Here is a 24234-nt window from a genome sequence, read left to right as displayed (position 1 = left end):
GTGTCCCTCGTCCCGGCGTCCCTCGTTTCGGTGTTCCTCGTTCGGGAAACACTCGGCTCAGCCCTGCCGATCCGTGACGCCCCCATTGTCCCCCCGCTGCGGCGGGTGACCACGACCGAGGTCGGTCAACTGCGGTTCGGCCAGTTTCTCCAGGTGCTTCGCCAGCGCATCGACCTCGATGTTGACCGGGTCGCCGGGGCGTCGCAGGCCCAGCGTGGTGAGTTCCCCGGTGGTGGGGATCACGGCGACGCTGAACTCGTCCTTCCCCGAATCGACCACGGTCAGTGACACTCCGTCAACGGTGATCGATCCCTTCTCCACCAGGTAGCGCGACAGCCGCTCGGGGAACTCGAAGCGCGTCAGACCGTCGGACTCGGCGGAGCGCAGCGTTCCGGTGCCGTCCACGTGCCCCTGCACGATGTGCCCCCCGAGGCGGTCCCCCAGAGCCATCGCCCGCTCGAGGTTCACTCGATCGCCCTCGCTCAGGCCGCCGAGTGTGGAACGCCGGAGCGTCTCGCGGACCACGTCCACGGTGAACCGGCCGTCCGCGACCTCGACCACCGTCAGGCACACGCCGTTGACGGACAGCGAGTCGCCGTGCTTGGCATCCGTGGTCACCACCGTCCCGGAAACGGTGAGCCGAGCACCGTCGGCCAGCGGTTCGATCGCGGTGATCGTGCCGAGTTCCTCGACGATCCCGGTGAACACGTGACGCCCTCCTCGATCATGTTGTGGCAGCGCCCGGCGGGATGCCGGCGCAGTGGTTTCGCTTGCGCGATCGGCCCGAGCGCATCAACCGGCGGTGGGAGTGATCATCCACGCAAGTCTCGAACATCCCTACCATGTCGGAACCGCGCTGATCCGCAGGTCCACCCCACTCATCGTGGTCTCTTCGATCCGCAGGCGCCATGCTTGCGAGAGGCTCGCCACGCCCGCGTCACCGAGCGCGGCAGGGCCCGAGCCGAGCAGACTCGGTGCGATGTAGGCCAGGATCCGATCGATACATCCTGCTTCCAGGAATGCCCCGGCCAGCCGTGGACCGCCTTCGAGGAGCACATCCACCGCTCCGCGGTCTGCGAGGGCATCGAGCACCGAGGAGGGCGGGCCGCCGGGCACTCGGATGGTCTCGGCCGCCGAGTCCAGCACCCGGGCGTCGGCAGCGATGTCCCGGTCACCCACCACCACGCGCAGCGGCCTGCGCCGAGTCAGCTCACCACCGGCATCGCGCGCGGTCAGATGCGGATCGTCGGCTGCGACCGTGCCGGTGCCCACGAGGATCGCGTCCATCCGTTCCCGGACCCGGTGGACCTCGGCCCGCGAATCCGCCGAACTGATCCACTGACTGGTGCCATCGGCCGCTGCCGACCGCCCGTCCAGAGTGGCCGCGTACTTCCAGGTGACGTGCGGTCGCCCGGTACGGGCGAAGTGCAGCCAGGCACGCAGCGGCCCCCGGGACACTTCCTCGGCCAGCAGGCCATCGCGGACCTCGATACCCGCCGCACGAAGCGCGGCGGCGCCTCCGGCCGCCCGGGCGGTCGGATCCGCCACGGCATGGACGACTCGGGCCACCCCGGCTTGCCGCAACGCGTCCGCGCACGGTCCCGTCCTACCGGTGTGCACGCACGGTTCCAGGGTCACCACCGCCGTCCCGCCCGCGGCACGAGCACCGGCGGCGCGGAGCGCGACCACTTCGGCGTGCGGGCCGCCCGGGGGTTGCGTGGCCCCGGTTCCCACCACCCGACCGTCGGCGTCGAGGATCACACAGCCCACCGGCGGATTCGGGCTCGTCGTTCCGCGCACCTGTTCACTGGCCGCGATCGCCCTGCGCATCGCCGCGTCGAGCGGGTCCTCGGTCGCGGCCGAGAACCGATCGGCACGGGAGTCGTCCCCACTCACGCCGATCACTGCCGTGCATGCGAGCAGGCGTTGATCGCCTGGGTGCGCAGGCCCTCGACGGCACGAACGGGGTCTTCGGCACCGTAGACCGCCGAACCTGCCACGAAACAGTCGACACCGGCCTCGGCAGCCTGCTCGATGGTGTCGGTGTTGATGCCACCGTCGATTTCCACCACCAGGTTGAGATGGCCGGTGTCGACCATGCGGCGCGCTCGGCGGGTCTTGTCGAGTACTTCCGCGATGAATTTCTGCCCGCCGAACCCGGGCTCGACCGACATCACCAGCAGCGTGTCGTAGTGCTTGAGCACGTCGGTGTAGGACTCCAGCGGCGTGTTCGGTTTGATCGACAGCCCCGCCTTGGCACCTGCGGCACGCAGGTCGCGCGCGAGGGCCACCGGATCGTCGGCCGCCTCGGCGTGCACCGTGACGTTGTAGGCCCCCGCTTCGGCGTAGCCGATCGCCCAGCGGTCCGGGTTTTCGATCATCAGGTGGCAGTCCAGCGGGATGTCGGTGGTGTTCAGCAGCGACTGCACCACCGGCAACCCCAGTGTCAGGTTCGGCACGAAATGTGCGTCCATCACGTCGACATGCAGCCAGTCGGCACCCTGGCCGGGCCGGCCGCTGACGGCGGCCATCTCGTCGGCGAGCCGAGCGAAGTCGGCGGAGAGCAAGGACGGCGCGATCATCGGCTGATTCGACACACGCGAAGTGTAGTCCTCGGCCGAGATCGCTTCCCATCACCGTGCGGTCAATCAGCCGGCCCGAAGGTCATCGATGGTGCGAGCGAGTCACCCGGGCTCAAGACCGGTGGACCGCGCGGTGGCGCACGAGGAAGTAGACGATCACGAGCAGCACCAGGAATGGCACGCCTGCCTTCCAGGCGGTGTCGAACTGCTCGGTGAACGGAGTGGTCACCAGCACCCCGGCCACGAACAGCATCGCCAGCACGGTCGTGACCGGAGCGCCGGGTAGCCGCACCGGCGACGGTGGCAGCCCCTGTGCGCTGCGTTGACGCCGGAAGGCGAGCTGGCTGATGAAGATGATCAGCCAGGTCAGCAGCGCTCCGAACAGAGCCATCCCCAGCAACAGCGGGAAGGCCGACTCCGGCGCGAGCACCGAGACGACGGCCGCCAGGGCAAGACCGGCCGCCGACAGCACCAGCGCACGGCGGGGTGTGCCGCTGCGGCTGAGCCCGGTGAGCCACCTCGGCGCGTACCCGTCCCGGGCCAGCGAGTAGGTCATCCGGGCGGTGACGTAGAGGTTGGTGTTCATCGCCGACAACGCGGCCGTCAGCACGACGAAGTTCATGACTCCCGCCGCAGCCGGGATACCCGCGATGGCGAACAGCCGCACGAATGGGCTCTGGGTCACGCCACCACCGGTGGAGACCTGCGTCCAGGGCAGGATCGAGACGATCACGAGCATGCCGAGGATGTAGAACAGGGCCAGCCGCAGCACCATGCCGCGCGCGGCGCGGGGAACATCGCGTCCCGGATCACGGGACTCCGAAGCCGTCACCGACACGGCCTCGGTTCCCAGGTAGGAGAACGTGACCACGGTCAAGGCGAGCCACACGGCCCCGAGACCGTTGGGCAGGAAACCACCGTGGTCGGTGAGCGCGTCGACGCCGGTGGCCTGCTGCCCGGGGAGCCCGACGACGATGTAGGTCAGGCCGAGCAGGATGAACACCACGATGGTGACGACCTTGATCATCGCGAACCAGTACTCGAACTCGCCGAAGTAGCGCACGGCGGCGGCATTGACCGCGAGCATGATCACCGAGAAGGCCACCACCGGCACCCACAGCGGCAGATCGGGATACCAGAACCGGACGTAGAGTCCGGCGGCGACGACCTCACTGCCGATGTTGACGACCTGAGCCGCCCAGTAGATCCAGCGCTGCACGAACCCCGCGAGCCCGCCGAGGTAGCGGTGCGCGATCGCACCGAATCCACTGGCCTCGGGATGGACGACGATCATCTCCGCCAGCGCATAGGCCAGGGCCAGCGCCGCGAACGCCGCGATCACGTAGGCGAGGATCACGGCAGGGCCTGCGATGGAGATCGCCAGTCCCGAACCGAGGAACAGGCCGGTGCCGATCGCACCGCCGATCGCGATCATACCGACCTGGCGGCTGCTGAGATCGCGGCGCAGTCCGGTCTCCGTCTGCTCCTCCTGCTGCACTTGCGCCCTCCTCCGCACCGGTGTGCTCACCGTCGCAGCATGCTTAGCAGGCCGCGGCCGATCTTGGGAAGGCGATTTGCGGTTCCGCGCACGCCACCCGCCACGGCGCCGTGCGCGCGGAGGCGTCAGTGCGGAAGCGACACGCTGATCGGTGTGCCCTCCTCGACGCTGCGACTCACCGTGCACAGGCGCGCGATGGCGCTGTTGACGGCAGTGACCAGCTTCTCGCGTTCGGCGCTGTCGACACCGGAGAGATCGACGTCGAAGGACACCTGCACCGAGGAGAACTTGTGCGGGTCCTGCGGATCCTTATCGCGGTCGGCGTGCACGGCCAGCGGGGCCGTCTCCCCGACCCGTCGGATCAGGAGTTGTTCACCGGTCAGTCCGGAGCAGCCTGCGATGGCCGCCAGCAGCAGCTCACCCGGCGTGAACGCATCGGGAGCGCCGTCCGGCCCGATGGCGACCTCACCGCCACGCTCGTTGCTCGCGACGAACCGCTGCTGCGAACTGCGTCGCACCTCGACAGGTGTGGAAGACATGGGTATTTTTCCGTCCCACTCCGGTTGTTGGGGATGTCGATCCCGCAACCTACTCGCCCCCGAGTCCGGCGAGGAAGCGCCGTGTCCGAAATCCTCACCACACCGTGCGAGCTCAGCCCTTCCCGGCCTCGTCGTCGCCGATGTCCTCATGCCACAGTCGCGGCTTGGCGGCGATGAAATCGGCCATCATGCGCACGCAGTCCGCGTCGTCGAGCACGATCACCTCGACACCGTGTTCGGCCAGCCAATCGTGGGCACCGTGGAAGTTCCGTGCTTCACCGACGACCAACCGACCGATACCGAACTGACGTACCAGACCACTGCAGAACCAGCACGGTGACAACGTGGTCACCATCGTCGTCGCCGCGTAGGAAGGCTGCCGCCCGGCACTGCGGAAAGCACAGGTCTCACCGTGTGCCGAGGGATCGTCGTCCTGTACCCGGCGGTTGCGTCCGCTCCCGAGGATCTCGCCGTCGCCGCCCACCAGCGCCGCCCCGATCGGTATCCCGCCCTCGGCAGCCCCGGCCTGTGCCTCGGCGATCGCCACCGCCAGCCATCGTTGGTAACTCTGCGCGTCCGCGTGTGTGGTCATCATCGATCGCTTCCGTCGTCGTGTTGCTGCCGGGCCGTCCTCGCCCGGACATCGTTGCCCGGATCATCCCTGTTCAGGAGGTTGCTGTCTGGCGCCGCTGCCTCGCTGGTGCTCACACCCGCAGGAGCGCGCAGAACATGGCATCGGTGCCGTGGCGGTGCGGCCACAACTGCACGTGCGGCCCCTGGCCGAGATCGGGCACATCGGGAAAGTACTGCCGTGCGTCGAGCGGCTGTGCGCCGGTGCGTCGCACCACGTCCGCCACCACTCCCTCGGTCTCGGACAGGTGTGGCGAGCACACCACGTAGGCCACGACCCCGCCGGAGCGAGTCAGTCCGATCGCCGACAGCAGGAGTTCCCGCTGCAATCGGGTCAGCTCGGCCACGTCCTCCGGGCCGCGCCGCCAGCGTGCCTCCGGCCGCCTGCGCAACGCACCGAGACCCGTGCAGGGCGCGTCCACCAGTACCCGGTCGAAGCCGGGAGTCAGGTCGGGAGAGCGGCCGTCGGTGATGTGTACGTTCACCGAGAGTCCCTCGGTGCTGTTACGGACGAGGGCGGCACGATGCTCGGCCTGTTCGACGGCATCGAGCGTTCCACCGTCGAGGGTGGCCAGGGAACCCAGGAGCTTGGCCTTGCCGCCGGGGCCCGCACACAGGTCGAGCCAGCGAGCATCGTCACCATCGAGCTCCACTTTGGTCAGTGCCAGCGCGGTGAGCTGGCTGCCCTCGTCCTGGACGGAGGCAAAGCCCTCCCGCACCGGCTCCAGCTCTCCGGGATCGCCCGAGCCCGGGTCCAGGTGCACCCCGTAGGGCGAGTACGGTGCCGGGTCCCCGCCGGTGATCGCGGCGAGTTCGTCGGCGCTGATCTCGCCGGGACGCGCGACCAGGTGCACGGCCGGGCGCGCATCGTCGGCGGCCAGCACCGCTTCGAGCTCCTCACCTGTCGTGCCCAGGGCATCGGAGAAGGCCCGCGCGACCCAGCGCGGATGTGCGTAGCGCAGCGCCAGGTGCCCGACCGGATCGGTGGCGCGGTCCGGCGCGAGCCGCTCGATCCACTGCTGCTCGTCGAGCTCGCCGACCCGTCGGAGCACGGCATTGGCGAATCCGGCCAGCTTGGAGCCGACCTGACCACGGACGAGATCCACGGTGGCCGCGACGGCGGCGTGCGCGGGGATCCGCGTCCGAAGAAGCTGATACGTCCCCAGACGCAACGCATCGAGCAGCACCGGGTCCACATCGGTCAGTGACCGCGCGCTGCACTCCGCGATGATCGCATCGAGCAGGCCCTGCGCACGGCAGGCACCGTAGGTGAGTTCCGTGGCCAGCGCCGCATCCCGGCCGCTGATCCGCCGCTGGTTCAGCAGCGCGGGCAGCGCGAGATTCGCGTAGGCGTCGCGCTCACGAACAGCCCGGAGGGTGTCCAACGCCGCGAGGCGGGCGGGATCGTCGGCCGGTGGCCTACTCGGCCCCTCCCGCCGTCGTGGCGGGCGGGATTGCTTCGGCCGGGAGGACCGCCGGGGGCGATTCTGGTTCACTGCAGCCTCGTTCCTTGCTCGATGTGCGCCCCGCGCGCCCAGTCGGTAGCGGCCATCAACTTCTTGCCCCGCGCCTGCACCTCGCCCAGTTGGACCGCTGTGGTCGCGGTTCCCACGAGTACGCGCCTGCGCTGCACGGCGAGTTCGCCGGGCGACAAGCCGGTGTCGTCGGAAACGGTGACGGGGCCGATCTTGAGGCGATCCTGTCCGAGCCACGCCCAGGCACCGGGGTCCGGGCTCACCGATCGGATCATGCGGTCCACTGCCTGCGCGGGCGCCGTGAAGTCCACCTTCGCGTCCTCGACGGTGACCTTGGGCGCGTAACTGACGTGCTCGGACGACTGCTCCTCGGCATGCAGGGTGCCGTCCTCGATCCCGTCCAACGTCGCCACCAGCAGGGCCGATCCGGACACCGACAACCGTTCGAGCAGTGTGCCCGCGGTGTCGGCACCGCCGATCTCCTCGGTGACCACGCCGAACACCGGCCCGGCATCGAGTTCGGGAACGATCCGAAACGTCGTCGCACCGGTGATTTCGTCACCGTGGCGAATCGCAGCCTGGACAGGAGCGGCACCCCGCCATGCGGGCAGCAGCGAGAAATGCAGGTTGATCCACCCGTGCCGCGGGACAGCGAGAGCGTTTTCCCGCAGGAGCGCGCCGTAGGCCACGACGGGACAGCAGTCCGGTTCGAGCTCGGCCAACCTCGCCAGGAAGTCCGGATCCGAGGCACGCGCGGGAGTCAGTACCTCGATGCCCTGCTCATCGGCGAGCGCACCGACCGGGGAGCGCACCAGTTTGCGGCCACGCCCGGCCGGTGCGTCCGGCCGCGTCACCACGGCGGCGACGTCGTGTCGCGGCGAGTCGAGCAGTGCCCGCAGCGCGGGCACTGCCGGCGCTGGAGTCCCGGCGAAAACCACGCGCATCTCAGTGCGCCTTTCCGAAGAGCCGAACCGGCTGGGCGATCACGCGAGCTCCCTGAAGTGTCGACGTCGAACCCATTTTAGTGGGCAGGTGAGCGCGGTATCCGCTCACCTCTCCGGACGGCAGCACAGCGGGCCGGTGCACCACGGCTGAACCCCACGGCTGGATTTCCAGGATCGGATTCCGGGTGGATCCTCAGGGTTGGGGCTTCAGCGCCTCTGCGGTGTACTCGCAAGCCGCCGACCAGAGCAGGAACGAGTCGATCCCGGCATCCCTGGTGGCGGTGATCTGGGCGGTGACCTCCTCCGGCCCGTAGGCGACACCGAGGCTGAAGTCCTGCAACCACGGGATGACCTGCGCTCCCGTTCCCTGCACGACCTTCTGCCAATCCTGCAGGGACCGATTCACGATCTTGTACGGCTCCTGGTTCGGATTGGCGACCCCGTACTCCCCGGGGCCCCAGTGCGAGGGGTAGATCATCGGCGCGACGTAGTCGAGGTGCTCGGACATCATGGGAATGTTCTGCCCGACCGATTCCGGGCGGGTCACCGTGATGCCGAAGACACAGGCGCCGAGGTAGGCACCGTGCCCGCGCACCTGCTCGCGGGTCTGCTTGAGAAAGTTCGCGATGCTCTTCGAGGGGGTTGTCTCCAGGTCGGCGAACCGCATGCTCTCGATGTTGCCGTCCGGCCGCCGCACGTAGTCGTACAGAATGTCGTCGAAGCCCAGTGCCGCTGCTTCGGCGGCGATGTCGATGTTGTACTGGCGGACCACGGGATTGGCGAAGTTGGTGAAGGAGTACTGCCCGTAGCCGCCGTTGTAGGCACCGCCGCCGGGGGTCTGCACGACCCGCTCACGATGTCCGGACTTCCAGGAGGCCTCGGCGAGGATCGGGTCCTTGAAGGCGACCAACCGGCCCACCACGCGCACGCCCATGTCGTGCAGCCGGTCGATGACCTTGCGGGCGTCGTAGTAGCCCTTGTCCGCGCCGATCTTGTTCGCCAGCGGAACCTGCGAGTCGTACGCGATCTCGCCGCTTTCGTCCTTGATGTCCAGTTCGATCGTGTCGATCTTGCCCTGCCTGGCCATCCGCAGAACCGGCTCGCGCAACTGAGCACTCGTCCACGCGTGTCCGGTCATGTGGACCGCGCGCATACCGGGGTGAGTGACCTCGACGGTGACCTCGGCAGCGGTCCGGTTGCCCGCGCGGTCACTGGCCACGACCGGGATCGTGGCAGGTGGCTGCTTTACCTCGGTGCTGAACCTGCCCGCTTCGTCCAGCGGCACGGCTTCACCCGCAACGGTGACTCGCGCAGCTCCCCCGGCTTTGCCGGAGACCGTCACGGGATCCCCGAACGCCTCGCTGCTCAGGGATTTCTTGGTTTTCAGCTGCGGCGCTTTTCCATCCACGGTGAACTGTCTGGTGACACTGCGGTCACCGAGCACGGGGATCACCGAGGGCACCGAAAGCTGCAGTTCGTGCTTCCCATCGGCAAGACCCTCCGGCCGGATTTCGACGTGACCCCGACCGGCTCGGGAGGGGACCGACTTGCCATCCACACGCGCCTGAATATGCGCGGCCGAGTCCCCGTGTACTTGGATGGCACCGTCGGCTACCGCCGATGGAGTGACAGGATGATCAGGCAGCCCCGTGATCCTGACGTCCCAACTGGACGACAGGTGCAGCAGCCAAATGCCTGCCACCACAAGCACGAGAGCAGCGGTGACCAGCGCGATCCTGATCCGTGACAGCGGCGTTCGACGTGTTGCGTCGGCCTCGTGCTCGCTCGTGTCCGGCGTCGAATCAACCATCCTGTGCCTCCTCGAATCCGTGACCACAGTGGCCGAAATCGCCGCGCGCTGCCACCCTGAGTTCCATGGCGGCACATCCCGTATCCCACGGCGGCATATCGACGTCCCGCATACAACGTTGCTTACTCACGCTGACAGGGGATCACCGATGACAGCAATGACCGACTTGGAGTAACCAAAACCGGTTCTACATTCCCTGGAGTGTGAAATCCATGCTCTCAATTAGTGATACTCGCGGACGACTCGCTCACTCCTCCCCGGATGGGCGCAACAGGGCCGTCCGGTTCCTCACGCTCGCGGCGGTGACCGGCCTGACTCTGGCCGGTGGTTGTGCCGCTCCCAGCGACCCCGCCCCGGATCGGGCTCAGGGCCGTCCGCAGCCCGCGGCCTCCTCGGCCACCACCACCCCACAACCACCTCCGCCCGCTTCCGTGTCGGCGAACGAACTGGGTCAGGTTCCGGTGCTGATGTATCACCGGATCACCGAAACCCCCACCAGCGTGTACGACCGAACTCCGCAGGACTTCCGCGCGGAGCTGGAACGGCTCGCTCGGGAGAACTACGTTCCCGTCACCACCACCGAGTACGCCACCGGAAACATGGACATTCCGGCAGGCACCCATCCCGTGGTGCTGACGTTCGACGACTCCTCGGTCACGCAGTTCTCCCTCAACGCCAACGGTGAACCGGCGCAAGGCACCGCGGTACGCATCCTGCTCGACGTTGCCGCCCGCCATCCGGATTTCCGCCCGGTCGCTTCGTTCTACGTCACCGAGCCGGTATTCGGGAAGCAGGACAACCAACGCACTCTGCGCTGGCTGCACGAGCACGGCTTCGAAATCGGCAACCACACCAAGGAGCACCCCACGCTCAGCCAGGTGTCGGCGCGGGAGGTGCAACGCCAGCTCGTGACCATGCAGCAGGAGATCACCTCCGCCGTCCCCGATGCTCGGGTTCGCACCCTGGCCCTGCCGCACGGAATCTCTCCCGACAACGAGGAACTCGCCCGGTCCGGCAATTTCGAGGGAGTGCAATACCGGCATGAGGCGGTCCTACTGGTGGGCGCGTCCCCGGCACCGTCGCCGTTCTCGCAGGAGTTCGACCCGCTCAACGTGCCGCGTATCCGATCCCAGGGCGATTCCGGCAAGGGAGCGAAATTCGGGTCGACGTCCTGGCTGGACAAACTCGCGGCGAATCCGGAAAGCCGCTACACCTCGGACGGGAACCCCGAGCGCATTTCCTTCCCGGACGGCACGGAGGCAAGCATCGTCGAATCGGCCGCGGAACGTGCCCATCCGTACTAGAGCCTGTCCGGCGAGCAGGGCTGTGGCAGTTGCCGGCAGAACTGCACACCCCGGGGCCGGGGTCGAAAGTTTCATCCGAAACCGGACCACTCCGGAGGGTGAAGTCACCGATCAGAGGAGTTCCAGAGGATCGAGTTGAACGCGCACCGGCTCGGTGCCTTTCCGGGCAGCACGCACGGCCTGGGCGGAATGCAGGCAATCGGCCAGCGACCGTCCGTCCCGGCGCGGGACCCGCAGCAGGACGCGTTCACGGTCGGACCGGCCATCTTCGTCGATCTCGCCCATCGGCACCGGCCCCAGGATCTCCCCGCTGTCCGGAAGTTCCACCGAATCCAGCATGTCCGCCACGGCCTCCGGGGATCCGTCCACCGAGGCGACCCGCTTCGCGGGAGGAAAGCCCAGTTCCTCGCGATCTGCCAACTCCAGCGCCGCGTACCAGGACGGATCCCACCGCACCAGTGCCTGCACAGGCTGCAGCGTGGAGTCGGCCATGACCACGACACGCCCTCCGTCGCGGGCGGAACGCACCATCGCCGCCGCGGCGAACCACAGGCGCAGTGCCTGTTCGGAGGAGCGCAGATCGGGCCTGGCCAGCAGAGCCCGGCCATCCAGCAGGAGTGCGGCACCGTAGCCGCCCTCGGCGACCGGTTCGGCACCCGGCGTCGACACGACCAGGGCGGCCTTAGCGGGAACCGAGGTGAGCACGTCCCCACCACCCGAGGTGCGCACGGTCACGCCGCTGAAGGCCCGTCCCAGTTCCTCGGCGGTTCGTCCGGCTCCGACCACCACGGCCCGCAATCGCCGGTCCCCGCACGAGTCGCACCGAAAGGCCGCCTCCGTCGCACCGCACCATCGGCACGCGGCCGGTTTCGGAGCGCCCTGCTCGGTGCCTCCCGGCAATGCGAGCGGCCCCGCGCACCGGCGGCACCGCGCGCGTTCACGGCACCGCGCACACGCGAGCGCGGGGACGTAACCACGCCGCGGAACCTGCACGAGAACGGGAGCGTCCGAGCGCAGAGCGGCACGTGCCGCCTCGAAGGCCACCGACGGCAGCCGGGCCGCCCGCGCGGCCGGATCCCGCGCGATCTGCTTGTCGTCCTCGCCGATCGCGGTGACGCGAGGAGCAGCATCCCGCACGTCGTCGCGGCGAGCCACGATTTCACGGGCCCACCCCGATTCGACCAGCAGTGCCGCTTCGGCCGTCCGGGCGAACCCACCGATCACCAGAGCCGCCCCCGCGGCATGCGCGCGATGGGTCAGCACGTCCCGGGCGTGCGGATACGGCGCCTGCGGATAGGCGTGCAACTCGTCCCCGTCGTCCCACACCACGGCCAGTCCCAGTTCGTGCACCGGCGCGAACATGGCCGCACGGGTCCCGACCACGATCCGCACCGCGCCACGCAGCACCGCAAGCCAGCGGCGGTACCGCTCGGCAGGACCCGACTCGGAGGTCAACGCCACCACGCCACGCCGTCCGACCAGGTGGGCGCAGGCCGCTTCCAGCCGGCGCACATCCCGGTGATCCGGCACGACGATCACCGCGGAGCGTCCCGAGGCAGCAGCCGTGGCGGCTGCCTCGGCCAGTCGCTCCGGCCACAGCTCGCCCGGCAATGCCTGCCACACCGCCCGAGCCGGCTTTCCCTCGGACACGGCATCCAGGAACGAGGTCCCGTGCTGATACCGCGACCAGCCGCCGGTGGGAGGGCGTTGCGGGGAGGCTGCCCGCTCCCACGGAGATTCCTGCTCCACCCGTGCGTGCCGCGGCGGTATCGCCAGCCGCAGCACGTCGCTGAGCGTCCCCCCGTACCGGCCTGCCACGGATCGGGCGAGAGTCAGCAGATCACCGGAGAGCACCGGTTCGGCGGAAACCACCCGCTCCAGCCAGGACAGCCTGCCGGGAAAGTCGGATTCGGCGACACGTTCCACCAGGAAGCCGTCGAGCAGCTGACGGTTGAAACGCACCCGGACACGGCAGCCGGGTACGGCGTCGGCGTCGAGGCGTTCGGAGATGAGGTAGTCGAAGAGACGATCCAGATGCGGGGGCGAGACATCGACGGCGACACGCGCGACCGGCAGGGACGGCGCAGCCACCCGCTCTTCCTCGCGCTGAGAGCGCTTCCGGGGTGTCCCCCGCGCTTTCCCGCGCTGGGAACCCGCAGCTGCCATACGCACCTGTTTACCAGAAACCGAGGAGACCGTAGGTCACCAGCCGGTGCGTAGGGCACTCGATCATGCGGGGCGCGGTACGCGCCCCGCAGCGGGCTCGTTACGATGACGCGCGCACGGCAGGGCGGTTTCGGTGCCGACGACGCGAAAGGCAGCACGGGTGTTCCACGTCGTCTTCCACCACCCCGAGATCCCGGGTAATGCGGGCAACGCGATCCGAATGGTCGCGGGAGCCGGCTGTGCACTGCACCTCATCGAACCGCTGGGCTTCTCCGTCGACGACGCCCAGCTGCGACGCGCCGGGCTGGACTACCACGACAAGGCCGTCCTGCACGTGCACACCGATCTCGAAGCGGCGTGGCAACACCTGCGGCCACAACGGGTGATCGCGTTCACCGCCTCGGCACAGCGGTCCTACGAGACGATCGATTACCGGCCCGGTGATGTGCTGCTGTTCGGCCGCGAATCGACCGGGCTTCCGGAGGAGGTGCTGCACTCCGAGCGGATCACCGATCGGGTCCGCATCCCCATGATCCCGGGGATCCGGTCGATGAACCTGGCGAACTCGGCGGCCGTCGCCGTCTACGAGGCATGGCGTCGGCAGGACTTTGCCATGCCCGATCACGCCGAGTAACGTCCCCGGCCTGGTCCGGTCAATTTCTCGCGAAATTGGTCAACGGCTCCGCAGCGGAGAACGGTGCTCAGGGACGAGCAACCGCCTGAAGGGCTTCGACGCGGTTGGTGCGCTCCCAGGGCAGGTCCACGTCGGTGCGACCGAAGTGACCGTAGGCCGCCGTCGGCGCGTAGATCGGGTGCAGCAGGTCCAGGTCCCGGATGATCGCCGCCGGACGCAGGTCGAAGACCTCGTTGATCGCAGCCTGGATCTTGTCCGGATCCACGTTCTCGGTGCCGAAGGTCTCCACGAACAGACCCACCGGAGCGGCCTTGCCGATCGCGAAGGCGGTCTGGACCTCCACCCGGCTGGCCAGCCCCGCCGCGACCACGTTCTTGGCCACCCAGCGCGTGGCATACGCCGCCGAGCGGTCCACCTTCGACGGGTCCTTCCCGGAGAAGGCACCGCCACCGTGGCGGGCCATGCCGCCGTAGGTGTCGACGATGATCTTCCGGCCGGTCAGACCGCAGTCACCCATCGGACCACCGGTGACGAACCGGCCGGTCGGGTTCACCAACAGACGCAGATCGGCGGTGTCCAGGTTGACCCGCTCGATCTCGGGGTTGATGACCTTCTCGCGGATGTCGTTGGTCAGCGTCTTGTCGAGGTCGACGTCCTCGGCGTGCTGGGTGGACAGCACCGCGGTGTCCAGCCGCACCGGCTGGTCACCGGCGTACTCGACGGTGACCTGCGTCTTGCCGTCGGCGCGCAGGTACGGCACCGTGCCGTCGTTGCGCACCCGGGTCAGCCGCCGCGACATGCGGTGGGCCAGCGCGATCGGCAGCGGCATGAGCTCGTCGGTCTCGTTGGTGGCGTAGCCGAACATCAGGCCCTGGTCACCGGCGCCCTGGCTGGCAATCTCGTCGATGGCGCCCTCGACACGGGACTCGTGGGCGGTGTCCACACCCTGGCCGATGTCGGGGGACTGCTGGTCGATGGAGATGTTGATGCCGCAGGTGTTGCCGTCGAAGCCCTTGGCCGAGTTGTCGTAGCCGATCTCCAGAACCTTGTCCCGCACGATGGTCGGGAGGTCCACGTCGGCCTCGGTGGTGACCTCACCGGCAAGGTGCACCTGACCAGTGGTGATCATGGTCTCCATGGCCACGCGGCTGCGCGGGTCCTGCGCCAGCATCGCGTCCAGAAGCGCATCACTGATCGAGTCCGCCATCTTGTCCGGGTGACCCTCGGTCACCGACTCACTCGTGAACAGCCGACGATCGACTCGACCGGTCCCCGCCGAGTGCCGACTCATCGCATTGGCCACTACGCTCACCGACTCCGTTCGCCGCAGACCCTCATCCATTCCGGACCCGGCCCATGTACACAGCCCTGGCCACACCGGAGGCCCTGGGAACTCAGCTTACGGACGGTTTCTCATGACGCGCGAACTGTTCGGACACGGCATCCCACAGTATGGAAGCCAGGTGTGATTTCGCGCCGTGCAGGATCGGGTACTCGGCACCGTCGGCGGCCAGCAGCCACCCGTCGTTGTCCTCGACCTCGAAAGCCCGGCCGTCGCCCACGGCATTGACCACCAGCAGATCGCACCGCTTGCGCGTCAGTTTCGTGCGACCGTGCTCCAGCACGGTCGTGTCGGGGTCGCCCGTCTCCGCGGCGAAACCGGCGATGACCTCCGCACTCAGGCGGCCCGCCTCCCGCGCCTCGACGAGCTCGGCGAGGATGTCGGGATTGCGGGTCAGTTCGAGGGCTCCGGGATCCCGGTCGGTCTTCTTGATCTTGTGTCCGGTCCTGTCCACCGGGCGGAAATCGGCCACGGCAGCGGCCATCACCACCACGTCGGCCCCGTCCGACTCGGTCAGCATCGACGCCCGCATCTGCTCGGCCGTACCGACGCGCACCATCCGCACCCCGGAGGGTTCCACGAGGTCGGCGGTGTTGGCCGAGACCAGTGTGACGTGCGCACCACGATGGGCGGCCACGCGTGCCAGGGCATATCCCTGGCGCCCCGAAGAACGGTTACCCAGATAGCGCACCGGATCCATCGGCTCCCGGGTGCCACCAGCCGAGATCACCACCCGGCGACCTTCGAGATCGCGAGGCAGCGCGGCGCGCTTGGTCAGCAGCAGCCGCGCGAGATCGACGATCTCCGCGGGATCCGGCAAGCGTCCCTTACCGGTATCGGCCCCCGTCAGGCGCCCGCTTGCGGGCTCGGCGACGACCACCCCACGGCGCCTGAGCAGCGCGATGTTGTCCTGCGTCGCCGCGTGCTCCCACATCTCCGTGTGCATCGCGGGCACCATCAGCACCGGGCAGCGCGCGGTGAGCAGGGTGGAGGTCAGCAGGTCATCGGCGAGGCCGTGGGCAGCACGGCCCAACAGATCCGCGGTGGTGGGAACCACGACGACCAGGTCGGCCTCCTGGCCGAGGCGCACGTGTGGCACGTCCTCGACGTCGGTGAAGACCCCGGTGGCCACCGGTTGACCGGACAGCGCCTCGAAGGTGGCCGCGCCGACGAAACGCAGCGCGGCCTCGGTCGGTGCCACCCGCACCTCATGACCGGATTCGGTCAGCCTCCGCAGCACATCACACGCCTTGTACGCGGCGATGCCACCACTGACCCCGAGGACCACCCGCGGCGGGCGGTCCTCGGAGGATTCCTGACTCATTCGCCCTCGGTGTGCTGAAGCACGCCTGCGTGGATCTCACGCAGCGCGATCGACAGTGGCTTCTCGCGCGGGCCCGGCTCGACCAGTGGACCCACGTACTCCAGCAAGCCCTCACCGAGCTGCGCGTAGTAGTCCTGGATCTGCCGCGCACGCTTGGCGGAGTAGATCGCCAGTGCGTACTTCGAGCTGACCTGCTCCAGCAGGTCGTCGATCGGAGGGTTCGTGATGCCCTCCGGGGTGCTGCGCGGCTGAGCGTTCGTCGGTTGGCTGCCGGTGAACGCAGCCAGAGCGTTGGGCGTGCTCACGTGCGTGGCTCCTGCTCTCGGGTGGTTGCGATGGGACGTCGGTAACGATGTCGGCACTTTGGAACCCGTCCGGACCGCACCGGCAGCTCGTTCGGCGATCCGGTACGGGCAGTGTGCAACGACCGGGTCACCGGGTCACACCTTCTGTGCGGGAACGACTCGCAGTAGGAACGACCAGCGCGGAACGCCGAGTTTCCGACAGCCGAGTTTCCGGCAGTCCGGATTCCGCCATGGGGGCACCTACTTCGAACCGTGACCGGTCACCAATCGTACCAACTCGTCGGCCGCCGATCGCACATCGGCGTTGACCACGGTCGCGTCGAACTCGGTTTGAGCGGCGAGTTCCCGCTGTGCCGTGTCCAGCCGCTGCCGGACGAGCTCCGAGTCCTCGGTACGGCGCCCGGTCAACCGCTCCACCAGGTCTTCCCAGGACGGCGGGAGCAGCATGACGAGTTGTGCCTCCGGCATGCTCTCACGGACCTGGCGCGCGCCCTGCAGTTCGATCTCCAGTACGGCGGAGCGGCCCGCGGCCAGCGCCCGCTCGACCGGCATCCGGGGGGTGCCGTAGTAGTTGCCCGCATACTGGGCGTACTCCAGCATCTCCCCGTCATCGACCATGCGCCGGAACTCACCGAGGTCGACGAAGTGGTAGTGCACACCGTTCACCTCACCCGTGCGGGGAGGCCGGGTCGTCATCGACACGCTGAAGTAGACGTCCGGGGCCTGACTGCGCAATTCGTCGATCACGCTCGATTTGCCGACCCCGGAAGGCCCGGAAACGACGGTGAGTCGGGGCCTGCCCGTGCGGGCGGACCCCGACTCCACGCCGGTACCTACGTCGATCACGCGCCGTTGAACTCGGCGAGCAGCGCCTTGCGCTGGCGCTCGCCCAGTCCGCGTAGCCGACGGCTGTTGGCGATCTCCAGCCGCTCCATGATCTGTTGAGCGCGGACTTTGCCCACGCCGGGAAGAGCCTCGAGCAGCGCGGAGACCTTCATCTTGCCGAGGGTCTCGTCGTTGTCGGCACTGTCCAGAACCTCGGCCAGGCTGGTCCCACCGCGCTTGAGGCGCTCCTTGAGCTCAGCTCGGGCGCGACGGGCGGCAGCCGCCTTTTCCAGTGCCGCTGCCCGCTGCTCCTCGGTCAGCTGGGGAAGGGCCACCATGTCCTCCGTGATGTGGGGTTTCTCTTGATCGGTGCGGCGACAGTACCGCCCCTGGTCAGACCGCTGAAAGGCGGGTCCGACTTTTCCGAGTCGGTTTCATCCTGACTCCCGTCGCCGAGCTTGCCGCAGAACCCGTACAAGGCGTGCACGAGCACTTCGGCCGCTGCAAGTACTACCAACTAAGGCGCTGAAGTGCACTAACCGGGGCCAAAACTTTTCCGAACTGTCCGATTTCCGGGCGGTTGAGCCACGCTGAGCGATCCAACGCGCCCTGTCGCAGGTCATCCATCGCCACGAATCGTTATCCGATCAGTGACCGAATCCTCACCGTGACGTAGGTCGGTAGGGATCACCACCGCGGCGGTAGCAGGGACGCCCGGCCCTCCGGCCCCTGTGAGATGAGCCGGCGGGCTGTCCCAGGTGCTCGCTGCCCCGGTACTCGCTTACCGGTCGAAGGAGCCCGCCTTCGCCTTCTCGGTGAACGCCGCCCATTCGGCCGCCGTGAACGGGAGGACCGGACTCTCCGCTCCGATCTTGCTGTCGCGCACACCGACGTAACCCCCGGTGGAGCCGACTTCCACACAACCGTTCTGGGCTTGGCTGCGGCTGGACTTGTGCCAGTTGGTCGCGTTGCCGAGGGCGGTAAGGGCGTCCTCGTAGCTCATGAGAGTTCCTTCGCTATCCGATTGATCAACGCCAGGGAGTCTGGCTGGTCGCACGCCTTCACGCGCAACCGGGTGAGGACATCACGGTAGTTCATGACCTCCTCCGGCTCCTCGTAATAGATACCCCGGACACGGGTCTCCGCGTACACCGTGCCGGGGTCACCTTCGAACTCGGCCGGATAGGTCAGGAGTGTGAAGGCACCCTCGGTACCAGTGTGCGCGCCTGCGGCAAACGGCAACACCTGCACGTCGATGTTCGGCCGCTCGGCCAGCTTCAGCAGATGATCAAGCTGGTCGCGGTGCACTGTCGGCCCGCCGACAACACGGCGGACGGCCGCCTCGTCGATCACCGCCCACACCGAAGGTTGGTCGCCGTCTTCCAGGACCTCTTGTTGCCGAGCCATCCGCAGTTCCAGCCGGCGCTGCACCTCATCGTCGGAGAGTTCCGGCTCGCCATCGCGGATGATCGCTTCCGCATAGTCCCTGGTTTGGAATAAGCCGGGGGTGACCTGCACATCCCAACTCTCGATCCTGGCGGCCATCGCTTCCAGTCCCAGGAAGAGCTTGAAGTACTCCGGAAGCGCGCCATTGTTGGTATCGAATCCGATCCACCAGTCCCGGCCCTTCTTGGCGCGCTCGCGCAGCGACAGGAAGAAGTCTGCCCGCTCCGGGACACCGTAGAACTCCAGCAACGTCTTGAGTTCCAGTGGCTTCGGTAGCCGCCGGGCATTCTCGAAGTGCCCCATGCCCTGGACGCTGCCGTGGATGGCTGCGGCTGCGTCGGCGCGGCTGTAGCCGTTGCGCTCGCGCAGCTTGGTCAGTTCACCTGCGATCCAGCGTTTCAACGCGGTCGGACTGCTCTGTGATGCGGCCACGGCGGCTCCCTTCATCGGTGGATGACGACTTGGAGTGTGCCCTTCTCGATCACGCCGCCATCATCACCCTATTGGAGGACTACCAATGGAGCATGCTCCATGTGTAAATTGCTCCGCATAGAGCGATCGCTTCGTAACGGGCTCCGTTAAGTGGTGATCGTAGACCCGCCAGGTGGCGGAGCGCGGGCACACCCGAATGCCTGACCGGAGCGTCTCCCCTCCGTCGCTGCTCCGCCGCCTGGCCGCCAGACGGCAGCGGACCGGCCGTGACCCCGACCCGACCGGTCCGCTGCCTTCCACCTCCGCAGCACAGCCAAGGAGTGATACATGGCAACTCCGCTCAGCACACGACCTCCACCGTGGACCGTGCCGTGTCTGGTCACCACGACGACCTTCACGATCGGCGTGGAAGGAATCCCCGGCGCCGCCGCCTCGGTGCACGCGCTGCTTCACGAGTACGGCCTCCCGGCTCGCTGGAAACCGGTGGCCGACCTCGCCGAAGCGCCCTACGCCTTCGTCGCGCTGGGAGTGCACGTCCACGCCGCGTGGTTTCGCCGCGACCGCTACGTCGCGCTCTACGAACTGACCGCCTGCGGCAGGCAGTTCCACACCCTGCGCGAGGCGCTGCTGCCCCGGGCCGACGCACCGAGCACGACGGGTCCCTGCACCGAGTGCCTGATCGTCTGGCGGGCGCGCTATGCCTGACGAACTCGACAAGCGCACCCCCGGCCTGTCCCTGCGACGCGAGGGCGAACTCGGCAGCGAGCTCGAACCTGTCGACGGCGGCTGGTTCGGCACCGGCCGGTCCAACACGTCACACAGCGACCCCGGCAGCACCCGCGAGCCCCACGCAGGTCCGGAACACGAACTGCTGGAACGCGTCCTCAACGGACTACACAACCTGCCGCACTCCCCGGAAAGCTCCCCGACCACCGAAACCCCACCCCCATCACCACAGGAATAACCCCGTGCCCAGCGAACTCCACACCGTGCCGCCCGGCCTGGACTCCACCGATATCCACGACGCGATCGCCCGCGAATACCCCGCGATCAATGATCGGCACTATCTCGCCAACGGCTGCCTCTGCCACAACTACATCGATCGCGAAAGGGGCGAGCAAGTACGCGTGGTGCACTCGCCGACCAGCGGCATCCCCGAAAACACTCCGGCCGTGGTGGCAACGAACCACATTCTCCGTTGCGGCACCAGCACGGATACCCGGTACGACAGCCAGTGGTTCGTGGATAAGGACTGAATGCATGACTGTCGTGGTGATCACTCGCTATTACGACATCACCGCCGATCTTGTCATCGCCGCTCTCGCCCGTCGCGACGTACCGACGGCACGATTCGATCTGCAGTCGAGTGCGGCCTGTCCGTGCCCGACACATTACTGACCAACGATCCCGAACAGGTTCGCGATTTCTGCGTCAATCATTCCGAAAAGGGTGTGATCTACAAACCGCTGCGCGGTGGGCCGGGCACCGAAGGCGGGCAGCACGTCGTGTTGTGGGCGGGCACGGTCACCGCCGATGACATCACCGAATCGGTGCGCCGGACGACGCATTTGTTCCAAGCTCGCGTGCCCCGTGCCTACGCAGTACGCATGACCATCGTCGGCCACCGACTGTTCACCGTACGGCTCGACGCTCCCCTCGACAGTACCGCGCTGGACTGGCGCACCTACCCTCCCGATCAGCTCCTCTACACCCCTGTCGACGTTCCTGCCGACGTCTCCGCCGCCATTCATCGACTCATGGCCACTTCGGGCTGGTCTACGCCGCTGCCGACTTCATCGTTACTCCCGACGAGCAGTGGACATTCATCGGCGATCTGAATCCGAACGGTCAATGGGGCTGGATCGCCGGACACACTCGACTCCCCATCACCGAGGCGATCGCCGACGAACTCTGCCGAGGAACCACATGACTCATACCTCCCCAAGCCCCGACACGCTGCGCATCCGACTGGTCAACGACCTCATCGCCCGCCGACTGCTGACCACCGCGCGATGGAAAACCGCGTTTCGCACCGTTGCCCGCGACATCTTCGTCGACCGATTCTCGGTGCCCGACGAACACGGCCTCGTCGAGTACGACCTCACCGCCCCGGAACACCACGCAGCCGCGCTCGCCGCCGTGCACTCGGACACCACGCTGATCACGCAGCAGGACACCGGCGGGACCGCCACCTCGTCCAGCACGACCCCGAGCCTGATGGCGCTGATGCTCGAACACCTCGACGCACAGCCGAGACACCGCGTACTCGAAGTCGGTACCGGCACCGGCTACAACGCGGCCCTGCGTGCTCACCGGTGACGGTGCTGCGGGGGCACCGCAGCACGGCCCGTTCGTCGACTACGCCGCCTTCATGGCACGCCGCCCCACCGCCGAGGCCGTCAATCCCGCAGTAACCGAGCTGTTCACCATCACCCGCGGCCCTGCCGAGCGGAACCGCAGCCATCATCCGGCCACGATCCCGGACGGGCTCACCGCACGCCCGTTCCAAGCGCTCCGGACACTGGTCCTTCCCACCGTCGAGCACCTCGGGCTGACCCACGACAGCGGCCGCCATGAACACCGCTGGATCGACACCCACGACCACTCCTGGGCACGGCTCACTCCACAAGGCGTGGATCACGCGGACAGCGCCGAACACGGGCACAGCCTCTATGCCACCATGATCGAACTCCACACCCAGTGGGAACAGCACGGGCGCCCCGAAATCACCCGCTACGGACTCACCGTCCATCCCGACGGGACACACCTGCTCTGGCTCGACACACCGGAGTGCATCGTACGCACGCTGGAGCCCTTGCCACCGGTATCGGCGAGGTCGGAGGGAAACATCCCCGAACACCGTGGGATTCCGTGATCGCTACGCGCTCATACGGTGCTGAGCCGATGGGTGATCGGCGTTGATCGCCTGACGACCGTCGGCCATGAAGACGGTGGGCCGGAAAATCACGTGCGGATCACCGGATCCGGTTGACAGGATGAGATCGTGGACCACCAGCACGACGACATCCCCGGCTCCTCCACCGCGCCCCGGCCGAGGGACTGGATCACCACGCCCGTCACCGCGGACCTCCTGCACGGTGCACTCGACCTGGAAAGCACCGAGCACGGGGTGCTGCCGCACCGGCTGCCCTCGCGGGCCCGTGCGCAGTGCGCCGACGGGCAGCTGGCCATGGTGGAGGCCCAGCCCTCCGGCGTGCGGCTGGTCTTGCGCACCCGGGCCACGGCCGTCGAGCTGGACACGCTGGCCACCAAGACGGTCCACCAGGGCGCCCCGCCCCGTCCCGACGGCGTGTACGACCTGCTCATCGACGGCCACTTGGCCGACCGGGCCAGTGTGACCGGCGGCAACGTCCTGACCGTGGACATGACCACCGGCTCCGCCGAGACCCGGCCCGGACCGGTCGGCACCGTCCGGTTCTCCGGTCTGCCCGACCGCGTGAAGGACGTCGAGATCTGGCTGCCGCACAACGAGATCACCCAGCTGGTTGCTCTGCGCACCGACACCCCCGTCGAGCCCGTACCGGATGGGGGCCGCAGGGTGTGGCTGCACCACGGCAGTTCGATCAGCCACGGCTCCGACGCCGCCAGCCCCAGTACGACCTGGCCCGCGCTGGCCGCCTCCCTCGGCGATGTGGAATTGATCAACCTGGGCCTGGGCGGCAGTGCCCTGCTCGATGCGTTCACCGCCCGCGCCCTGCGCGACACCCCCGCGGACCTGATCAGCATCAAGATCGGCATCAACCTGGTCAACACCGACCTGATGCGGCTGCGTGCCGTTACCCCGGCGGTGCACGGCTTCCTCGACACCATCCGCGAGGGCCACCCCACCACGCCGCTGTTGGTCGTCTCGCCCATTCTGTGCCCCGTCCACGAGGACACCCCCGGCCCCAGCGTCCCGGACTTCAGCGACCTCGGCGCTGGGAAGCTGCAGTTCCGGGCCGCGGGCGACCCCGCCGAGCGCGCCGCCGGGAAGCTGACGTTGGGCGTCATCCGGGACGAGCTTTCCCGCATCGTGCAGCAGCGGGCGGTCGACGACCCCCATCTGCACTACCTCGACGGCCGTGACCTCTACGGCGAGGCGGACTTCGCCGAGCTGCCGCTGCCCGACCAGCTCCACCCGGACGCCGTCACACACCGCCGCATCGGGGAGCGCTTCGCCGAGCTGGCCTTCCACACCAGCGGACCATTCGCCGCCGAGCGCGCCCGAGACACCCGCTGACCGGGCGTGATGACCAACGACAGCGGACAACACGTGCCCTTCCGCAGCCAGGTGGATCTTCGTCGCCAGTCGGATCTCCCTGCCGAGCAGGACCAGAACAAGAGCCGCCCGACCGAAGAGACACCGCCCAGGTTCCGTCTGGTGGATCATGTGCGGTGGGGTCGACCAATTTCTCGCGAAATTGACCAGCCCCACCCGGAGGCACGATCAGCCGGACCGGCCCTGGAACCAGTCCGGTGATCTTGGGGTGAGCTCGCGGAGCCAAATGCGGATGCCGGTCACGTCCGGGGGCCTTGGTGGATGTCGTCGCGTTTGATCCCCCTATGGATGTCAAGCCGTTGCAGGAGGTGGCGCGGGTTGGTGTGCTCGGTGGATCTGGCGGATCTCGCGAGCGATGTGCGCTTGAGGCAGCGGAGATCCTCGCGGCGGGTCTTGCCCTTCGACGGTGTTGCGCTGCTTGCAGGCCTGGGCGTCGAAGGCGGGTGGCCGTCCTCCGGCCGAGCCTTTCCGGGCACGGTTGGCGCGCTGATCACGGCCTTCGGGGCTGACCGCGACGATGCCGCGGCGGCGCAACTCAACACGGATGACGCGGCTGGAATAGGCCTTATCGGCCGGCACCCGACTGGGTGTGATGCGGCCTGCCGGGCCCGGGAAGCAGGCGCAGTCTTCGACACAAGAAGGACTCCCGGGGCAATGCCCTGGGAGTCCTCTCCTCGGTGAATGCGCCGTTGTGGCGCT

At 67.9% G+C, this 24234-nt stretch carries 27 protein-coding genes and 1 pseudogene; 10 read left to right on the top strand and 18 right to left on the bottom strand.

Features of this window, described 5'->3' with window-relative positions; all coding sequences use genetic code 11:
- Positions 1-57 precede the first annotated feature (57 nt).
- The 9 genes from JOF55_RS17580 to JOF55_RS17540 all read right to left on the bottom strand — a co-directional run bounded on the left by JOF55_RS17580 (position 58) and on the right by JOF55_RS17540 (position 9478).
- A complete protein-coding gene (locus tag JOF55_RS17580) occupies positions 58-708 on the bottom strand; it encodes a riboflavin synthase (protein ID WP_310275602.1) in 651 nt (216 codons plus the stop codon).
- A 129-nt stretch (positions 709-837) separates the two neighbouring features.
- Positions 838-1830 carry a bifunctional diaminohydroxyphosphoribosylaminopyrimidine deaminase/5-amino-6-(5-phosphoribosylamino)uracil reductase RibD gene (gene ribD / locus JOF55_RS17575; protein WP_374727539.1) on the bottom strand — a complete coding sequence of 331 codons (993 nt, stop codon included), beginning with the start codon at positions 1828-1830 and terminating at the stop codon, positions 838-840.
- A 71-nt stretch (positions 1831-1901) separates the two neighbouring features.
- Positions 1902-2582 carry a ribulose-phosphate 3-epimerase gene (gene rpe / locus JOF55_RS17570; protein ID WP_374727538.1) on the bottom strand — a complete coding sequence of 227 codons (681 nt, stop codon included), beginning with the start codon at positions 2580-2582 and terminating at the stop codon, positions 1902-1904.
- Between the two features lie 112 nt (positions 2583-2694).
- On the bottom strand, positions 2695-4080 hold the full coding sequence (locus JOF55_RS17565) for an amino acid permease (protein ID WP_310275596.1): 1386 nt from the start codon (positions 4078-4080) through the stop codon (positions 2695-2697).
- Between the two features lie 125 nt (positions 4081-4205).
- A complete protein-coding gene (locus JOF55_RS17560) occupies positions 4206-4619 on the bottom strand; it encodes an OsmC family protein (RefSeq protein ID WP_310275595.1) in 414 nt (137 codons plus the stop codon).
- A 112-nt stretch (positions 4620-4731) separates the two neighbouring features.
- Entirely contained in the window at positions 4732-5211 is a 480-nt protein-coding gene (locus tag JOF55_RS17555) for a nucleoside deaminase (protein ID WP_374727537.1), read from the bottom strand.
- A 112-nt stretch (positions 5212-5323) separates the two neighbouring features.
- A complete protein-coding gene (locus tag JOF55_RS17550; protein ID WP_310275591.1) occupies positions 5324-6745 on the bottom strand; it encodes an RsmB/NOP family class I SAM-dependent RNA methyltransferase in 1422 nt (473 codons plus the stop codon).
- The gene (fmt, locus tag JOF55_RS17545) at positions 6742-7668 is read right to left on the bottom strand and encodes a methionyl-tRNA formyltransferase (RefSeq protein WP_310275589.1); all 927 of its coding nucleotides are present in this window, start codon (positions 7666-7668) and stop codon (positions 6742-6744) included. Before fmt ends, JOF55_RS17550 begins: the two co-directional genes overlap by 4 nt.
- A 193-nt stretch (positions 7669-7861) precedes the next feature.
- Entirely contained in the window at positions 7862-9478 is a 1617-nt protein-coding gene (locus JOF55_RS17540) for a putative glycoside hydrolase (protein ID WP_310275587.1), read from the bottom strand.
- A 302-nt stretch (positions 9479-9780) separates the two neighbouring features.
- On the opposite strand from JOF55_RS17540, the gene JOF55_RS17535 reads away from it, so the two are divergent.
- Positions 9781-10782 (top strand): polysaccharide deacetylase family protein, encoded by a 1002-nt coding sequence (locus JOF55_RS17535; RefSeq protein WP_310275585.1) that lies wholly within the window; start codon positions 9781-9783, stop codon positions 10780-10782.
- Positions 10783-10893: 111 nt separating this feature from the next.
- Here the strand turns inward: JOF55_RS17535 and JOF55_RS17530 are convergent, their stop codons facing one another.
- On the bottom strand, positions 10894-12948 hold the full coding sequence (locus JOF55_RS17530; protein WP_374727303.1) for a primosomal protein N': 2055 nt from the start codon (positions 12946-12948) through the stop codon (positions 10894-10896).
- A gap of 160 nt (positions 12949-13108) precedes the next feature.
- Here JOF55_RS17530 and JOF55_RS17525 point away from each other — a divergent pair, with 160 nt between their 5' ends.
- A complete protein-coding gene (locus JOF55_RS17525; protein ID WP_374727536.1) occupies positions 13109-13582 on the top strand; it encodes a tRNA (cytidine(34)-2'-O)-methyltransferase in 474 nt (157 codons plus the stop codon).
- A gap of 67 nt (positions 13583-13649) precedes the next feature.
- On the opposite strand, the gene metK is transcribed toward JOF55_RS17525, so the two are convergent.
- The 7 genes from metK to JOF55_RS17490 all read right to left on the bottom strand — a co-directional run bounded on the left by metK (position 13650) and on the right by JOF55_RS17490 (position 19256).
- On the bottom strand, positions 13650-14873 hold the full coding sequence (gene metK / locus JOF55_RS17520; RefSeq protein WP_310278424.1) for a methionine adenosyltransferase: 1224 nt from the start codon (positions 14871-14873) through the stop codon (positions 13650-13652).
- Positions 14874-14976: 103 nt separating this feature from the next.
- Positions 14977-16248 (bottom strand): bifunctional phosphopantothenoylcysteine decarboxylase/phosphopantothenate--cysteine ligase CoaBC, encoded by a 1272-nt coding sequence (gene coaBC, locus JOF55_RS17515; protein WP_310275578.1) that lies wholly within the window; start codon positions 16246-16248, stop codon positions 14977-14979.
- Positions 16245-16553: a DNA-directed RNA polymerase subunit omega gene (rpoZ, locus tag JOF55_RS17510; protein ID WP_374727302.1), complete on the bottom strand. Its 309-nt coding sequence runs from the start codon at positions 16551-16553 to the stop codon at positions 16245-16247. The genes coaBC and rpoZ overlap by 4 nt, the downstream gene beginning before the upstream one ends.
- Before the next feature lie 240 nt (positions 16554-16793).
- Positions 16794-17378, bottom strand: a complete 585-nt coding sequence (gene gmk, locus JOF55_RS17505; protein ID WP_310275576.1) for a guanylate kinase — start codon at positions 17376-17378, stop codon at positions 16794-16796.
- 17 nt (positions 17379-17395) lie between these two features.
- On the bottom strand, positions 17396-17713 hold the full coding sequence (mihF, locus tag JOF55_RS17500; RefSeq protein WP_043575279.1) for an integration host factor, actinobacterial type: 318 nt from the start codon (positions 17711-17713) through the stop codon (positions 17396-17398).
- 446 nt (positions 17714-18159) lie between these two features.
- The gene (locus JOF55_RS17495) at positions 18160-18381 is read right to left on the bottom strand and encodes a DUF397 domain-containing protein (RefSeq protein WP_310275571.1); all 222 of its coding nucleotides are present in this window, start codon (positions 18379-18381) and stop codon (positions 18160-18162) included.
- Positions 18378-19256, bottom strand: a complete 879-nt coding sequence (locus tag JOF55_RS17490) for a helix-turn-helix domain-containing protein (protein WP_310275568.1) — start codon at positions 19254-19256, stop codon at positions 18378-18380. Before JOF55_RS17490 ends, JOF55_RS17495 begins: the two co-directional genes overlap by 4 nt.
- 327 nt (positions 19257-19583) lie before the next feature.
- Between JOF55_RS17490 and JOF55_RS17485 the strand changes: the two genes are divergently transcribed.
- From JOF55_RS17485 to JOF55_RS17450, 8 genes are all read left to right on the top strand, one after another.
- Positions 19584-19961, top strand: a complete 378-nt coding sequence (locus tag JOF55_RS17485; protein ID WP_310275566.1) for a hypothetical protein — start codon at positions 19584-19586, stop codon at positions 19959-19961.
- Entirely contained in the window at positions 19954-20220 is a 267-nt protein-coding gene (locus JOF55_RS17480; protein WP_310275564.1) for a hypothetical protein, read from the top strand. Before JOF55_RS17485 ends, JOF55_RS17480 begins: the two co-directional genes overlap by 8 nt.
- Before the next feature lie 4 nt (positions 20221-20224).
- Positions 20225-20512 carry a hypothetical protein gene (locus tag JOF55_RS17475; RefSeq protein ID WP_310275562.1) on the top strand — a complete coding sequence of 96 codons (288 nt, stop codon included), beginning with the start codon at positions 20225-20227 and terminating at the stop codon, positions 20510-20512.
- Positions 20513-20516: 4 nt separating this feature from the next.
- Complete coding sequence (locus JOF55_RS17470) at positions 20517-20654, top strand: hypothetical protein (RefSeq protein WP_310275560.1); 138 nt, start codon at positions 20517-20519, stop codon at positions 20652-20654.
- A complete protein-coding gene (locus JOF55_RS17465) occupies positions 20636-21094 on the top strand; it encodes an MvdC/MvdD family ATP grasp protein (RefSeq protein WP_310275558.1) in 459 nt (152 codons plus the stop codon). The genes JOF55_RS17470 and JOF55_RS17465 overlap by 19 nt, the downstream gene beginning before the upstream one ends.
- A gap of 88 nt (positions 21095-21182) precedes the next feature.
- Positions 21183-21575 carry a methyltransferase domain-containing protein gene (locus tag JOF55_RS17460; protein WP_310275556.1) on the top strand — a complete coding sequence of 131 codons (393 nt, stop codon included), beginning with the start codon at positions 21183-21185 and terminating at the stop codon, positions 21573-21575.
- Complete coding sequence (locus JOF55_RS17455) at positions 21562-22131, top strand: hypothetical protein (RefSeq protein ID WP_310275554.1); 570 nt, start codon at positions 21562-21564, stop codon at positions 22129-22131. The genes JOF55_RS17460 and JOF55_RS17455 overlap by 14 nt, the downstream gene beginning before the upstream one ends.
- 129 nt (positions 22132-22260) lie before the next feature.
- Positions 22261-23496 (top strand): SGNH/GDSL hydrolase family protein, encoded by a 1236-nt coding sequence (locus tag JOF55_RS17450; RefSeq protein WP_310275552.1) that lies wholly within the window; start codon positions 22261-22263, stop codon positions 23494-23496.
- A 438-nt stretch (positions 23497-23934) separates the two neighbouring features.
- Here the strand turns inward: JOF55_RS17450 and JOF55_RS17445 are convergent.
- A pseudogene (locus JOF55_RS17445) lies at positions 23935-24207 on the bottom strand (IS5/IS1182 family transposase); the annotation flags it as partial.
- Positions 24208-24234: the final 27 nt, after the last annotated feature.

It is taken from the genome of Haloactinomyces albus (genome assembly GCF_031458135.1).
GTDB classification, from domain to species: Bacteria; Actinomycetota; Actinomycetes; order Mycobacteriales; family Pseudonocardiaceae; genus Haloactinomyces; species Haloactinomyces albus.
This window is presented reverse-complemented; position numbering and strand designations above follow the sequence as displayed.